The organism is Streptomyces sp. NPDC002054, assembly GCF_040296685.1.
GTDB lineage: Bacteria > Actinomycetota > Actinomycetes > Streptomycetales > Streptomycetaceae > Streptomyces.
The window spans coordinates 25,688-38,808 of sequence record NZ_JBEOXT010000008.1 but is presented as its reverse complement, the minus strand read 5'-3'; the positions used below and the strand labels follow the sequence as shown (position 1 = coordinate 38,808).

Genomic DNA, 13,121 nt, shown 5'->3' with positions numbered 1-13,121 from the left:
CTGGTCGGTGCCTGTCCCGTCGCGTACGGTGAAGTCACACAGCGCACCCGCCCCGAACATCGCTTCGCCATCCCTTTCAAGGAGATCCTGGTGCCCGTCCTCCCCGGTGCCGAGCCGTTCCGCCACGAGGGCGGAGAGGTCGGCGTCCTCCTCTGCCACGGTTTCACCGGCTCCCCGCAGTCCATGCGGCCCTGGGCCGAGTATCTGGCCGAGCGCGGTCTGACGGTGTCCCTGCCGCTGCTGCCCGGACACGGCACGCGGTGGCAGGACATGCAGCTCACCGGGTGGCAGGACTGGTACGCGGAGGTCGACCGGGCACTGCGGGAGCTGCTGGACCGGTGCACCAAGGTGTTCGTGTTCGGTCTGTCGATGGGCGGCGCGCTGAGCCTGCGGCTGGCGGCCCGGCACGGGGACGCGATCAGCGGCCTCGTCCTGGTCAATCCGGCCAACAAGGTGCACGACCCGCTGGCCGTCGCGCTGCCGGTGGCCATGCACTTCATCCGCTCCACGCCGGGCATCGCATCCGACATCGCGAAGCCCGGCTCGGACGAGGTCGGCTACGACCGGGTCCCGACCCGGGCCGCGCACTCGCTGCGGAAGTTCCTGCAGCTGGTGGACAAGGAGCTGCCGCAGGTCACCCAGCCGCTGTTGCTGCTGCACAGCCCGCAGGACCATGTGGTGCCGCCGGCCGACTCGGCGCGGGTGCTGGCGCGGGTGTCCTCCACGGATGTGACCGAGACCCTGCTGGAACAGAGCTACCACGTCGCGACGTTGGACCATGATGCGGAGCGGATCTTCGCGGACAGTTTTGCGTTTGTCGGCCGGCTCGCGGGGACCGGCGACAGGGAGGGGGCGGGCACCGGTGGCTGAGCAGGAGGAGCCGTCCGGCGGCGTCCCGCCGCTGGACGAAGAGGCGGCCTGGGCGGCGATCGTCGCCGGCTACGGCGAGGAACCGGCGGATCCGCCGGGGGCTCGGCCGTTCAAGCCGATCGAGGACCTGCTGCTGCCGGAGGAGGACGTCCTGCCGGAGCCGCCGGCCCCGGCGGCGGGTACGAAGCCGCCGGAGAAGCCGGAGAAGGACGCCGGGCCGGCGTCCCCGCCGGCCGCTCTGGGCAGCTCGGTGGTCTTCGCCCCGGGCGTGGGCGGGGCCGGGCCCCGTGACCACTCGCTGGCGGAGCCGGGCGAAGAGGATCTCGACGCGACCGACGAGGGGCATTTCGTCCCGCCGGAGCCCCCGCCGCTGCCGGCGGCCGACACCACGGCCAAGTTCGCCTGGCTGGCGGTGGTCGGCGGGCCGGTGCTGCTGCTGTTGGCGGTGGTGCTGCGCTGGGAGATGACCTGGTGGCTGACCACGCTGGGGGTGGGCGGCTTCCTGGGCGGCTTCGCCACGCTGGTGGGCCGGATGGCACACGGCGACGAAGAGGACGACGACCCGGGCCGCGGCGCGGTCGTCTAGGTCGGACAGTCCTCAGTGGTGTCCGGCGGGCCGGTGGGACGTACGGCACCGGAGGCGCCCAGTCTCCGGTAGGCCGTGGGGGTCATGCCGTACTCCCGCCGGAACGACCGGGTGAAGTCGGCGGGGTGTACGAAACCCCAGCGGCGGCCCACCGCGTGCACGGGCTGCGCCCCGTACAGCGGGTTGACCAGGTCGGCCTGGCAGCGCTGAAGCCTGCGGCGGCGGATCCAGGCGGCCACGGTGGCGTCCTGCTGCTCGAAGAGGCGGTGCAGGTAGCGCACCGAGATGTGGTGGAAGGCCGCCACCGCGGCCGGTGTGAGCTGCGGGTCCGCGAGGTTGAGATCGATGAAGCCGAGGACCTGGCGCAGCAGGGTCTGCCGGCGGGTCTCGGGCGGCAGGGCCGCCGTCGCGTCGAGGTGGTGGGCGAGGAAGGCCGTGGACAGCTCCATGGCCACGGACCCGAGCCGGACCGTGTCCCTGCCGTTCCAGCTGTCGGCCTGGTCCACGGCTCCCCGCAGGAACCCGGCCAGCAAGGCCCCCATACCGGTGTCGGTCGGCAGCCGGCGGGCCAGCAGGTCGTTGATCCGCGCCTCGGGCAACGGCACGGCCGCCCGCGGCAGATGCACGATGATCGCCCGTGACGGCTCGTCCGGGCCGATGCCCAGCCCCCGGCCGTCGAACGGCTGCGAGGTGTCCCACAGCAGCAGGTCCCCGGCCCGCACCCGGGCGTCGGTGCGGCGCTGCTCCAGCCACATGTCGCTGCCGAGGATCAGGCAGAGCTCGTACGCCTCCGGGTCCGAGCGCCGGATCAGCGTCGGGGTCCGTTCGGATCTGATGGCCGGCATGGACAGCAGGGACATTCCCACGGCTCCCATCGGCAGCATGCCGATGCTGGCCCGGAAATCATCGTGGTGATCGCTGCTTATCCGGGTGGGAGCGGTATCCCGGCCGACGAGATCACACCACCAGTCGAAACGCTCTCCCGCCGGAACAACAGTGCTGTCGAGTGAATCCACAATCGCCATGGTGCAGCCGCCGGACGGCGCAGGGAGAGTGCATTCCCCGTCAAGCAACCGTGCACTCTGAGCCAATCCGGTCCACCGGACAGCTGCAAAACTGATGCCGGAAATCCCGACCGCTCCGAGGGGAAACTCATGAAGAAATCCCGGATCGTCATGTCGATCGTGGCCGTAGTGGCCGCGGCGGGCCTGGGTACCGGAAACGCGATGGCTGCGGACGCCGGTCCCGACACGGCGGGCGCGTCGCCGGCCCGGGCAATGGCCACCAGCAGCTCCTCCCTGGTGCCCGCGGGTTCGATCCACTACAGCGAGGAGTATCAGCACGACGGCCTCCGCAATCACCTGGGCAATTTCACCGGCGGAACGCCCTGCAACTCCGGCTACGTGATAACGGGCAACGTGCTCTACAGCTGGATCGGGCAGATCAGCTCGTTCCGCACCTGGTCCTGGTGTCAGGCCAACCACCGTTCCGGTTGGGACGGCACCGGTGACGCAAGCGGCTGGTGGGGTGGCGTGAACAACTACATCGGCGGCTGGATGAACGACCGGACCCTTTCCGTCCAGTTCCGCTGACATCGAGTGAGAAGGGTGCCGGGCGATTCCGCCCGACACCCTTCCATCGAAAGGAGTTCCCTCCCCCATGCCGCCCCTCCCCATTCGAGCGCGACTCCTCGCAGCCGCGTGCATTTCCCTGGCGGTGGTCACCGCTTGCACCGGGAAGGACAATACGCATTCCGGCCTCCCGCCCATCGGTGGATTGACATCCATTCGCACACCTGCGGACATCGTGTTGCCGCTGGATTCCTACTGGGCCGACCCGGAAGAGCGCCGAAGGGCCAATATCGCTTTGCAGACGGCCGGGGCCGCATGTATGCGGAAGCACGGAATGAGCCGGCCGGTGGTGGACCCGGGACGACAGATGTCCGCCGCGGAGACGAACGCCGGACGCTACGGGATCGTCGACCGTCCGGAGGTCGAGCGGTGGGGGTACCGCAACCCGGTGGAGGAGCAGCCCGGACCGGACCGGCCGCCGGCTGCGGCACAGCCGCCCGCGCCCACCCCGGCCGAGCTCGCCGTGTGGACGGACACCTGCTCGGGCGAGGCACAGCAGGCCCTCACCGGGGGCGCTCCCGTGGACACGATGGCCCTGGTGCTGCGGCTGCGGAAGGAGGCCGCCGACAGTGCCCTGGCAGACCCTCGCCTGCGGACCGCGTTCGCGGGCTGGAGTGCCTGCATGGGGCGAGCAGGGTACTTGTACGCCGACCCCTGGCAGGCGAACGACGACGCGGACGACCGGCGCGCCCGGGCCGGCGACCGGCAGCGCGGCGAACGTGAGGACGTGGCCATGGCCTTGGCCGACCTCGACTGCCGGGCGGAGCACCGGGTCACGGACCTCTGGTACGCGTTGGACAGCGCGTACCAGAGCCGCCTGGTCGGCAGACACCGCGGGGAGCTGGACCGGATGCGTGCCCATCTCGCCGAGGTGCGGAAGCGGACCGCCACAATTCTCGCCGGCGCCTGATCAGGCGGGGGCCGGGAGGCGGAGGGCTGCCAGGAGGGGGAGGTGGTCGGTGGCCGCCTTCAGGTCGGTGCTGCGGATGCCCGGGAGCGCCGCCGGGACCCCGCAGCCCAGGACCTCCACCCCCGCCCCGGCCGCGAAGACCGCGTCGATGCGGCGGTCCGGTCCGCTCGACGGAAAGGTGAGCTCGCCGCCCCAGGGTGCCGCCGTACGACAGTCCGTGAGCTCGGCCGCGAGACGGCTGAAGGAGGGCCCGGCCGGGGTCTCGTTGATGTCGCCCGCCGCGATCGCGTACGGCACGTCCCGGTCCCGGAGCCGGTCCAGCAGCAGGTCCGCCTGGGCCATCCGCTCCACCGGGTCCAGCGACAGGTGCGCGCTCAGCAGCGCCACCCGCACGCCCCCGAACCGCACCACGGCCGTGGCGAAACCGCGCCGGTGCAGCCCCGGGGTGAGCGGGAGGAGCACGTCCTCGGTGCGTTCGACGAAGGCCCGCAGCGAGCACAGCAGCAGGGGGCCGGCGGCGGTGGCGCCACCGCTCAGCACGACCAGGTCGGTCTTCAAGGCCAGCCGGGCCGCGTGTTTGCGCCAGCGGAAGAAGCGCGGGGCCTCCTGGACGAAGACCAGGTCGGGGGCGCAGGCCCGGATCACCCGGGCCACTGCCTCCTCGTCGTCGCGCAGTGAGCGGATGTTGTAGCTGAGCACCCGGATCACCGCTGAGCCGTCGGGTTCCGTACGGGACTGTGGCAGGTCGGTCAGGTCTGTCAGGTCATCCATGCGCAGCAACATATGCGGCTGCCCGCCGCGCCCACAGGGGGCACGACGGGCAGGGTTGCGGGCGGGCGGCGGGCCGCCCCGGCGGTCAGCCCTGGCGGGCCAGGTCCGCGGCGCCGACCAGCCCGGCCTTGCCGCCCAACTGCGCGGCCAGCACCTGCGCGTGCGGCCGGTACTGGGCGCCGATCAGCCAGCGCCGGAAGGACTTCCGGATCGGGTCGAGGACCAGCTCGCCCTCGTCGGAGACACCGCCGCCGACGATGAACGCGGACGGGTCGAAGAGGGAGGCCAGGTCGGCGAGGCCGGCGCCGGCCCAGCGGGCCAGCTCCCGGAAGGAGTCCACGGCCACCGCATCGCCGGCCCGCGCGGCCTCGCTGATGTGCTTGCCCTCGATGCCCTCGGGGGTGCCGTCGCCCAGGCCGAGCAGGATCTCCGCCCGCTCCGGGGTGGCGTTGGCGCGCTGCTTCGCGTACCGGACCAGCGCCCGGCCGGAGGCGTACTGCTCCCAGCAGCCCTGGCTGCCACAGCCGCAGAGCAGACCGTCCGGGACCACCCGGATGTGTCCGAACTCGGCGGCCACGCCGAACCGGCCGCGGCGCAGCTTGTTGCCGATGATGATGCCGCCGCCCAGGCCGGTGCCGAGGGTGATGCAGATGACGTCCTCGTGGCCCTGACCGGCACCGAACCGGTATTCGCCCCAGGCCGCGCAGTTCGCGTCGTTCTCCACGACCACCGGCAGGCCGATGCGCTGCTCGACCTTGTCCTTGAGCGGCTCGTGGCGCCAGTTGATGTTGGGGGCGAAGAGTACGGTCGCCCGCTTGTCGTCCACGTATCCGGCCGCGCCGATGCCGACGGCCTCGATGGTGTGGTTGCTGCTGACCTCGGAGACGGCGGCGCAGATCGCTTCCGTCACACCGTCCGCGGTCGGCGGGGTGGGCACCTTGTACGTCTCAAGGATGGTGCCCTCTTCGTCGACCACGCCGGCCGCGATCTTCGTGCCGCCGATGTCGACGCCGATGGTGAGTCCCATTAGTCCCTCGGTTTCCGGTCAAACCCCGCCGGGGCCAACGGTACCCGAGGGCGGCGGAGTCTCAGTCGAGGTCGATGCGCCCGGTAGTCCCGGGGCCTTCACCCCCGTCGCGCCGGTCGTGCCCGTTGTGCCTGTCGTGCCCGTTGTGGCCGTCTCGGGGGTCGTGCTCGTCCCTGGTCCAGCGGCGCTCGTGGCCCTCCACCGCCGAGCGGTAGGCGGCGAGCAGTTCCGAACCGGCCGCGGCCAGGTGGTCGAAGACCTCGGGGTTGCGCTCGATGACGGGCTTGGCGGCGCTCTTCGCCTGGTGGACGAACTGCCGTACGGCGCCCTGTGCGGCCGTTCCCAGCAGCGGGTTGTTCAGCCCGGACACCTTGTCGGCGACGGCCTCGAACAGCTTGAACAGCTCCTCGGCGGCGGTCCCGGTGCCCTGCTCCCCCGCGCCCTGCTCGGCCCGCCGGCGCGCCTTCTCCGCGGCGAGGTCCTCCGCGCAGGCCTTCGCCCAGGCGTCGTCGTCGGTGGGACGGTCGTTGGCCTCGCTCATGGCGGACTCTCCTGCGGGCTGCTGCGGGCTCTGCGGGCGGATACCTTCGACGGTACCCGTTCGGGGGACCCGGTTCGGCGCGGGGGCACCGTTTTGTTCCGCGTCAGCGGGTGGGCCAGAGCCCCGGGTCCGGGGTGAAGCGGATGCGCAGGACGCCGTCCGCGAGGGCCGCGCCGGAGACCGTGCAGCGGCGGAGGGCGGACGGCAGGGGAACGATTCTGCGGTGCGGGCCCGCGGTGAGCAGCAGATCGTCGCCGCGCCGGATCAGGTCCAGTTCCCGCTTCTCGGCGCCGGGCAGCGGCACCGTCCAGACCAGTACCCCGTCCTCGGCACGGCGGTCCTCCACCGGCCAGTGCGGGCGGGCCGGCACGGTGACCGGTCCGGGGTCGAGGAGCGCCAGGTCCTCCGGGCCGCGCGGGTCCCGGCCGAGGTGCGGCAGCGGGCGGTGGTCCGGCCACTGGCTCGTGTACTTGTCCTGCTGCGCGGCCAGGCCGGCCAGCCAGGGTTCGGCGGAGCCGGCCGGCACCAGGCGGTTGGCGAGCACCGGGCCGACCGCCAGCCCGTGCAGGGCGAGGCCCAGGCGCCCGAGCCGGAGCGCCTCGGCGGCGGCCGGACCGGGTTCGGCGACCAGCTGTACGGAGGTGTCGGCCGACTCGACGACCGCCTGCACGGCGGCCAGCTCCCGGTCCCAGCGCTCGGCCGCCTCGTACAGCCACTGCGCGGGCATCGGTACGCCGGCCAGCTGGGCCAGTACCGGCCGCAGGGCGCGGGCGGCCTGCCGTTCGGCGGGGACCAGCCGGGCCAGGTAGCGGCGCAGCTGGGCGGGGAGGGCGAGGGCGGCGATGGCCTGGTGGAGCGGGGGCATGTCCACCACGACCAGGTCGAAGCCGGTTGTGGCGGATCGGGCTCGGCGTAGGGCGCGGAGCAGGGCGAACTGCTCGGCACCGGGCAGCTCGGTGAGCTCCTCCTCGCCGAGGGGGCGGGCGCCGAGCAGGTTGAGGGCGGCGGTGGCGCGGTCTTGGAGGGCGGTGAGTTCGGTGCGGAAGTCCTGGCCGGAGTCGATCCGGGCGACCCAGAGGCGGGGGTTGCCGTCGGCTGCGACGGGGTGGGCCGGGAGGCCGGGCGCGACGTCCTCGGCCGGGCCGGCGGCCGGGCCGAGCAGCGCGCCGAGCGGGTCGCCCGGGTCGCCGGAGAGCACCAGCACCCGCTGTCCGCTGCGCGCGGCGGCGAGGGCGGTGGCTGCGGCCATGGTGGTGCGGCCGGCGCCGCCGGGGCCGGTGAGGAGGAGGGTGTGCATGGGGGTGGGGACTCCTGGGGTCGGTGCAGCAGCTCGGGCGACGGCGTCGGGTGCCCTGCGGGGCCATTCCCCCACCCCGCCCCTCCCCGAAACCGGGGCTCCGCCCCGGACCCCGTAAAGGTGCACGGGCTCCGCCCGCACCTGATTCGGGGCTCCGCCCCGGAACCCCGTTGGGGGCGAGCCCCGAACCAGGGTGGGGGCTCCGCCCCCGACCCCGTTGGGGTGCCCGGGCTCCGCCCGGCGCCCCGCTCTCGGGGGCTCGCCCCCAAACCCCCGGCACGGGTACCGGGCGAAGCCCGTACACCCAGGGGGTGTGGGGCGCAGCCCCACGGCGGGGGCCGGGGCCGCAGGCCCCGGTTTCGGGAAGGGGCGGGGTGGGGGACGGCTCCGCGCAGCGGAACCCGGGCCGGTTAGGCCGTTGTTTCTACTCGCTTCTTCAGGCCCGCCAGCGCCCGGTCGATGATGACCTTTTCCGCCTTGCGCTTGATCATGCCCAGCATCGGGATCTTGACGTCCACGGTCAGCTGGTACGTCACCTCGGTGCGCGTACCCCCCTCCAGCGGAGCCAGCCGGTAGGAGCCGTCCAGCTGCCGGAGCATCTGGGACTTGTCCAGGGTCCAGCTGACCTCGTCCGTGCCCTTCCACGTGTAGGACAGGGTGTGGTCGTCCTTGATCGCGCCCGCGTCCAGCAGCAGGCGGACCTTCTCCGCGCGGCCCTCGGCGTCGGCGGCCAGCACCTCGGCCTCCTTCACCTCGCCGGTCCACTCGGGGTAGCGGGCGAAGTCGGCGATCACGGCCATGACGTCGGCCGGCGCCGCCTCGATCGTGATGCTCGAGCTGGTGTGTTCCGCCATCGCGGTGGCTCCTCCGGGGAGTGTTTCGAGGAATTGGGCGGCCTCGGGCCGCCGCGTGAAGGCTATCGCGCGTCGCGGGATCACCATTCCAGGGCCCACGGCCGCCCGGTGGCCGCGAAGTGTCCGACGTTCACACATTCGGTGCCGCCGATCCGCATCCGCCGGGCCAGCGGCTGGTGGACATGGCCGAACAAGGCGTACCGGGGCCGGACCCGGTGGATGGCGGCGAGCAGGGCCGCGCTGCCGCGTTCGAAGCGGCGGGCGACCGTGTCGTAGCAGAGCTCGGGGACCTCCGGCGGGATGTGCGAGCAGAGGACGTCCACCTCGCCGAGCGCCTCGACCTTGGCGGCGTACTCCTCGACGTCGATCTCGTACGGGGTGCGCATCGGGGACGGCAGGCCGCCGCCGACGAAGCCGAAGACCCGGCCGCCGATCTCCACCCGCTCGCCGTCCAGGACGGTGGTTCCGGTGCCGGCGTACTCGGGCCACAGCTTCGGGATGTCGACATTGCCGTAGGTGGCGTACGTCGGGGTGGGGAAGGCGGCGAACATCTCGGCGTACTGGCGCCGTACCGCGTTCTCGATGACCTGCTCCCGGTCGAGGCCGTCCCACAGACTTCGGCCGAATTCCTTCGCCTCGGCGAACCGGCGCTCGGCGCGCAGGGCGACGATCCGGTCGGCGTTCTCGACGCCGAAGAGGTCGGGGAAGATGCCGCGCGAGTGGTCGGCATAATCCAGGAAGAGCACGAGGTCACCGAGGCAGATCAGGGCGTCGGCGCCGTCTCCGGCACGGGCCAGTGCCTCGGTGTTGCCGTGGACGTCGCTGACGACGTGGACCTTCGTACGCGCCTGTGTGCCGCGTTTCGTACCACCCATGCCAGTCACCCTAGGGCGGGCCGGGCCGTGTGGGTAGAGCGGCCGAAGCCCTCCGGACCTGCGGTTACTTCCGAGTCGCGAAACGGGTGGACTAGGGTCGTCGCGATAAGGCCGCGTCATGTGACGCACGGAACATCTGGCCGGTTCCCTCTATCGGGAACCCACTACCGGTGGGTAACGTCCGGTCGGTCCACATCGTGGCGATGGCGCCCAGAGGAGCAGCAGTCTTGCGCGAGTTCAGCCTTCCGGCCCTGTACGAGGTCCCGTCGGACGGGAACCTTACGGATCTCATCCGCCGCAATGCCGCGCAGCATCCCGATACCGCCGTCATGAGCCGCAAGGTCGACGGGCAGTGGCAGGACGTCAGCGCGACCGAGTTCCTCGCCGAGGTGCGGACCGTCGCCAAGGGCCTGATCGCCGCCGGTATCCAGCCGGGCGACCGGGTCGCCCTGATCTCCCGCACCCGCTACGAGTGGGTGCTGATCGACTTCGCGATCTGGACCGCCGGCGGTGTCACCGTCCCGGTGTACGAGACCTCCTCGCCCGAGCAGATCCAGTGGATCCTCGGCGACTCCGGCGCCGTGGCCGCGGTGGTCGAGAGCCCCGACCACAGCTCGGCCGTGGCCTCGCTGCGCGACGCGCTGCCGGAGCTGCGCGAGGTGTGGGAGATCGAGCAGGGTGCGCTGGAGGCGCTGAAGACGGCGGGCGCGGACATCGCGGACGCCGAGGTCGACGAGCGCAGCAGCCTGGCGAACGCCGACGACCCGGCCACCATCGTCTACACCTCGGGCACCACCGGCCGCCCCAAGGGCTGTGTGCTGACCCACCGCAACTTCTTCGCGGAGTGCGGCAACGTGGTGGAGCGGCTGAGCCCGCTGTTCCGCACCGGCGAGTGCTCCGTGCTGCTGTTCCTCCCGGCCGCGCATGTCTTCGGTCGCCTGGTGGAGGTCGGGGCCGTGCTGGCGCCGATCCGGCTGGGCTGCGTACCGGACATCAAGAACCTGACCGACGAACTCCAGTCCTTCCGGCCCACGCTGATCCTCGGTGTGCCGCGCGTCTTCGAGAAGGTCTACAACTCGGCGCGCGCCAAGGCCCAGGCCGAGGGCAAGGGCAAGATCTTCGACGCGGCGGCCGAGACGGCGATCGCCTACAGCCGGGCGCTGGACGCTCCGGGCGGCCCGTCCTTCGGGCTGAAGCTCAAGCACAAGATCTTCAAGAAGCTGGTCTACAGCAAGCTGCACGCGGTGCTCGGCGGGCGCGGCGAGTACGCGATCTCCGGCGGCGCCCCGCTGGGCGAGCGGCTCGGGCACTTCTTCCGGGGCATCGGGTTCACCGTGCTGGAGGGCTACGGGCTGACCGAGTCCTGCGCGGCGACCGCGTTCAACCCGTGGGACCGGCCGAAGATCGGTACGGTCGGCCAGCCACTGCCGGGCTCCGTGGTGCGGATCGCGGACGACGGCGAGGTGCTGCTGCACGGCGAGCACATCTTCAAGGAGTACTGGAAGAACGAGACGGCCACCGCCGACGCGCTGACCGACGGCTGGTTCCACACCGGCGACGTCGGCACCCTCGACGAGGACGGCTACCTGGCGATCACCGGCCGGAAGAAGGAGCTCATCGTCACCGCCGGCGGCAAGAACGTGGCCCCCGCGGTGATCGAGGACCGGATCCGGGCGCACGCGCTGGTCGCGGAGTGCATGGTGGTGGGCGACGGCCGGCCGTTCGTGGCCGCGCTGGTGACCATCGACGAGGAGTTCCTGGGCCGCTGGGCGCAGGACAACGGCAAGCCGGCCGGGGTCACGGCGGCGGAGCTGCGGGAGGACGAGGCGCTGATCGCCGCCGTCCAGAAGGCGATCGACGACGGCAACGCGGCCGTGTCCAAGGCGGAATCGGTGCGGAAATTCCGCATTCTCCCCTCCCAGTTCACGGAGGAGTCGGGCCACATCACGCCGTCGCTGAAGCTGAAGCGCAACGTGGTGGCGAAGGACTTCGCGGACGAGATCGAGGCGCTCTACCGCGGTTAAGCCTCTCTTAGCACGGGTCTTCGGCGAGGATGCGGGCTAGGTTGCGTTCGGCGAGTGCCGTGATCGTGAGGAACGGGTTGACGCCCAGCGATCCCGGCACCAGCGCGCCGTCGGTGACGTACAGGTTCCGGTAGCCCTTGACCCGGCCGTACAGGTCGGTGGCCTCGCCCAGTACGCAGCCTCCCAGCGGGTGGTAGGTGAAGTCGTCCGCGAAGGCCCGGTTGCCGCCGAAGAGGTCGTGCCGGTACACCGTCACCTGGCGGCGGTTGATGCGGTCGAAGAGGGACTTGGCGGCGTTGACCGACGGGGTGTTCTGCTCCCTGCGCCAGTGCAACCGGGCCGAGTCGGTGGCCGGGTCGTAGCTGAAGCTGCCGCGCTCGGGGTTCCTGGTGATCGCCAGGTACAGGGAGATCCAGTGCTCCAGGCCCATCGGGAGCGGGGCGATCTCGGCGAAGACCGGGTTCCGGGCGTTGTCCCAGTCGTCGATGCCGAGGGCGGGCATGGTGGCCTGGCGGGCTCCGACGGTGTCCCACAGGTGGTTGGCCCGGGCGGTCATCACATTGCCGTTGCCGCCCCAGCCGAGGCCGACCCGGTCGCTGAGCGCCGGCAGGGTGCCGGTCTCCCGGGCCCGCAGCAGGATCTCGGTGGTGCCGAGGCTGCCCGCGCCGAGGAAGAGCTGCCGGCAGCCGAGTTCGCGGGTCCCGGTGACCCGGCCGGCGAGGTCGATGGTCTGCACGGTGAGGACGTAGCCCCCGGCGGCCGGATCGGCGCGGACGCCGGTGACCTTCTGCAGGGTCTCGATGGTGACGTTGCCGGTGCCGAGGGCGGCGGCGAGGTAGGTCTTGTCGAGGCTCCTCTTGCCGTGGTTGTTGCCGTAGATGACCTCGCCGGCGAGCGCGGACTTCGGCACCTGGCCGGCAGCCTCGCGCTGCATGTAGGCGAAGTCGTAGACATTGGGCACGAACACGGTCCTCAGGCCGGTGTTGTGGGCGTGCTTGCGGGAGATCCGGGCGAACCGGTACCACTCGGTGGACTCGAACCAGTCCGGGTCGATGTCGTTGACGCCGAGCATCCGCCGGGCCAGGGGGAAGTGGGTCCCGTACATCTCCTCGGCGTCGACCCCGGGGAAGACCTCGGCGAAGTACGAGCGCCGGGGCGCGGGCGCCATGCCGCCGTTGACCAGGGAACCACCGCCGACGCCGCGGCCGACGTAGACGGACATGTCCCCGAAGTGCACCCGGTCCAGGACGCCCGGGTAGGGGCTGATGTTCCGGTTGACCACGTCGAGCCAGAGGAACTGGGCGAGCGGGGCTTCGGTGCGGGTGCGGAACCACATGGAGCGGTGGTCGGGGGCGCTGGTGGACGGGAAGACCTTGCCGTCGGGCCCGGCGGTGTTCCAGAGCCGGCCCATTTCGAGGACCACGGTCCGTACGCCGGCCTGTCCGAGCCGGAGGGCGGCGACGGCGGAGCCGTATCCGGAGCCGACGACGAGGGCGGGGGCGTAGTGGGTGGGCGGTGGCTCTGCTGCGGCGGCTGCTTCGGTCAGGCCGATTCTGGTCAGGCCTAGGGCGGCGGCGGTCTGGAGGGCGCCGATGCCTAGGATGTGACGGCGCGTCAGGTTGGGTGTCATGGCCGCATCATGGGCGGAATCAGGCCTTCCGCCCATACGCGGCGCAGCCACCGTTCCGAGTGACAGTCAACTCTGGCTCCGCCGCGTGGGGTGCCGCTGCGCGGG

The 13,121-nt window shown here is 71.9% G+C and carries 13 protein-coding genes; 5 read left to right on the top strand and 8 right to left on the bottom strand.

Features of this window, described 5'->3' with window-relative positions; all coding sequences use genetic code 11:
• Positions 1–90 precede the first annotated feature (90 nt).
• On the top strand, positions 91–870 hold the full coding sequence (locus ABT123_RS09425) for an alpha/beta hydrolase (RefSeq protein ID WP_351311427.1): 780 nt from the start codon (positions 91–93) through the stop codon (positions 868–870).
• Entirely contained in the window at positions 863–1,456 is a 594-nt protein-coding gene (locus ABT123_RS09420) for a hypothetical protein (RefSeq protein WP_351311425.1), read from the top strand. The genes ABT123_RS09425 and ABT123_RS09420 overlap by 8 nt, the downstream gene beginning before the upstream one ends.
• Here the strand turns inward: ABT123_RS09420 and ABT123_RS09415 are convergent.
• Positions 1,453–2,481, bottom strand: coding sequence for an AraC-like ligand-binding domain-containing protein (locus ABT123_RS09415; protein WP_351311423.1), 1,029 nt, complete (start codon positions 2,479–2,481; stop codon positions 1,453–1,455). The two genes, ABT123_RS09420 and ABT123_RS09415, sit on opposite strands and share 4 nt — an antisense overlap.
• Before the next feature lie 129 nt (positions 2,482–2,610).
• Between ABT123_RS09415 and ABT123_RS09410 the strand changes: the two genes are divergently transcribed.
• A complete protein-coding gene (locus tag ABT123_RS09410; protein ID WP_351311421.1) occupies positions 2,611–3,048 on the top strand; it encodes a hypothetical protein in 438 nt (145 codons plus the stop codon).
• A gap of 298 nt (positions 3,049–3,346) precedes the next feature.
• The gene (locus ABT123_RS09405) at positions 3,347–3,997 is read left to right on the top strand and encodes a hypothetical protein (RefSeq protein WP_351311419.1); all 651 of its coding nucleotides are present in this window, start codon (positions 3,347–3,349) and stop codon (positions 3,995–3,997) included.
• Here ABT123_RS09405 and ABT123_RS09400 read toward each other — a convergent pair whose 3' ends face one another.
• The 6 genes from ABT123_RS09400 to ABT123_RS09375 form a co-directional block, all read right to left on the bottom strand.
• Positions 3,998–4,768, bottom strand: coding sequence for an endonuclease/exonuclease/phosphatase family protein (locus ABT123_RS09400; protein WP_351311417.1), 771 nt, complete (start codon positions 4,766–4,768; stop codon positions 3,998–4,000).
• An 85-nt stretch (positions 4,769–4,853) separates the two neighbouring features.
• On the bottom strand, positions 4,854–5,795 hold the full coding sequence (locus ABT123_RS09395) for an ROK family glucokinase (RefSeq protein ID WP_351311415.1): 942 nt from the start codon (positions 5,793–5,795) through the stop codon (positions 4,854–4,856).
• Between the two features lie 61 nt (positions 5,796–5,856).
• On the bottom strand, positions 5,857–6,336 hold the full coding sequence (locus tag ABT123_RS09390; protein WP_351311413.1) for a DUF5304 domain-containing protein: 480 nt from the start codon (positions 6,334–6,336) through the stop codon (positions 5,857–5,859).
• Between the two features lie 103 nt (positions 6,337–6,439).
• Complete coding sequence (locus ABT123_RS09385) at positions 6,440–7,633, bottom strand: ArsA family ATPase (RefSeq protein WP_351311411.1); 1,194 nt, start codon at positions 7,631–7,633, stop codon at positions 6,440–6,442.
• A gap of 410 nt (positions 7,634–8,043) precedes the next feature.
• Positions 8,044–8,487 carry an SRPBCC family protein gene (locus tag ABT123_RS09380; RefSeq protein WP_351311409.1) on the bottom strand — a complete coding sequence of 148 codons (444 nt, stop codon included), beginning with the start codon at positions 8,485–8,487 and terminating at the stop codon, positions 8,044–8,046.
• Positions 8,488–8,567: 80 nt separating this feature from the next.
• Positions 8,568–9,362: a metallophosphoesterase family protein gene (locus ABT123_RS09375; protein ID WP_351311407.1), complete on the bottom strand. Its 795-nt coding sequence runs from the start codon at positions 9,360–9,362 to the stop codon at positions 8,568–8,570.
• Positions 9,363–9,589: 227 nt separating this feature from the next.
• Between ABT123_RS09375 and ABT123_RS09370 the strand changes: the two genes are divergently transcribed.
• Positions 9,590–11,386, top strand: coding sequence for an AMP-dependent synthetase/ligase (locus tag ABT123_RS09370; protein ID WP_351311405.1), 1,797 nt, complete (start codon positions 9,590–9,592; stop codon positions 11,384–11,386).
• A gap of 7 nt (positions 11,387–11,393) precedes the next feature.
• On the opposite strand, the gene ABT123_RS09365 is transcribed toward ABT123_RS09370, so the two are convergent.
• The gene (locus ABT123_RS09365; protein WP_351311403.1) at positions 11,394–13,016 is read right to left on the bottom strand and encodes a GMC oxidoreductase; all 1,623 of its coding nucleotides are present in this window, start codon (positions 13,014–13,016) and stop codon (positions 11,394–11,396) included.
• Positions 13,017–13,121: the final 105 nt, after the last annotated feature.

Coding starts and splice junctions, on each gene's coding strand:
- ABT123_RS09415 (WP_351311423.1), bottom strand. CDS start 2,481: ATGGCGATTGTGGATTCACTCGACAGCACTGTTGTTCCGGCGGGAGAG.
- ABT123_RS09410 (WP_351311421.1), top strand. CDS start 2,611: ATGAAGAAATCCCGGATCGTCATGTCGATCGTGGCCGTAGTGGCCGCG.
- ABT123_RS09405 (WP_351311419.1), top strand. CDS start 3,347: ATGCGGAAGCACGGAATGAGCCGGCCGGTGGTGGACCCGGGACGACAG.
- ABT123_RS09400 (WP_351311417.1), bottom strand. CDS start 4,768: ATGGATGACCTGACAGACCTGACCGACCTGCCACAGTCCCGTACGGAA.
- ABT123_RS09395 (WP_351311415.1), bottom strand. CDS start 5,795: ATGGGACTCACCATCGGCGTCGACATCGGCGGCACGAAGATCGCGGCC.
- ABT123_RS09390 (WP_351311413.1), bottom strand. CDS start 6,336: ATGAGCGAGGCCAACGACCGTCCCACCGACGACGACGCCTGGGCGAAG.
- ABT123_RS09385 (WP_351311411.1), bottom strand. CDS start 7,633: ATGCACACCCTCCTCCTCACCGGCCCCGGCGGCGCCGGCCGCACCACC.
- ABT123_RS09380 (WP_351311409.1), bottom strand. CDS start 8,487: ATGGCGGAACACACCAGCTCGAGCATCACGATCGAGGCGGCGCCGGCC.
- ABT123_RS09375 (WP_351311407.1), bottom strand. CDS start 9,362: ATGGGTGGTACGAAACGCGGCACACAGGCGCGTACGAAGGTCCACGTC.
- ABT123_RS09365 (WP_351311403.1), bottom strand. CDS start 13,016: ATGACACCCAACCTGACGCGCCGTCACATCCTAGGCATCGGCGCCCTC.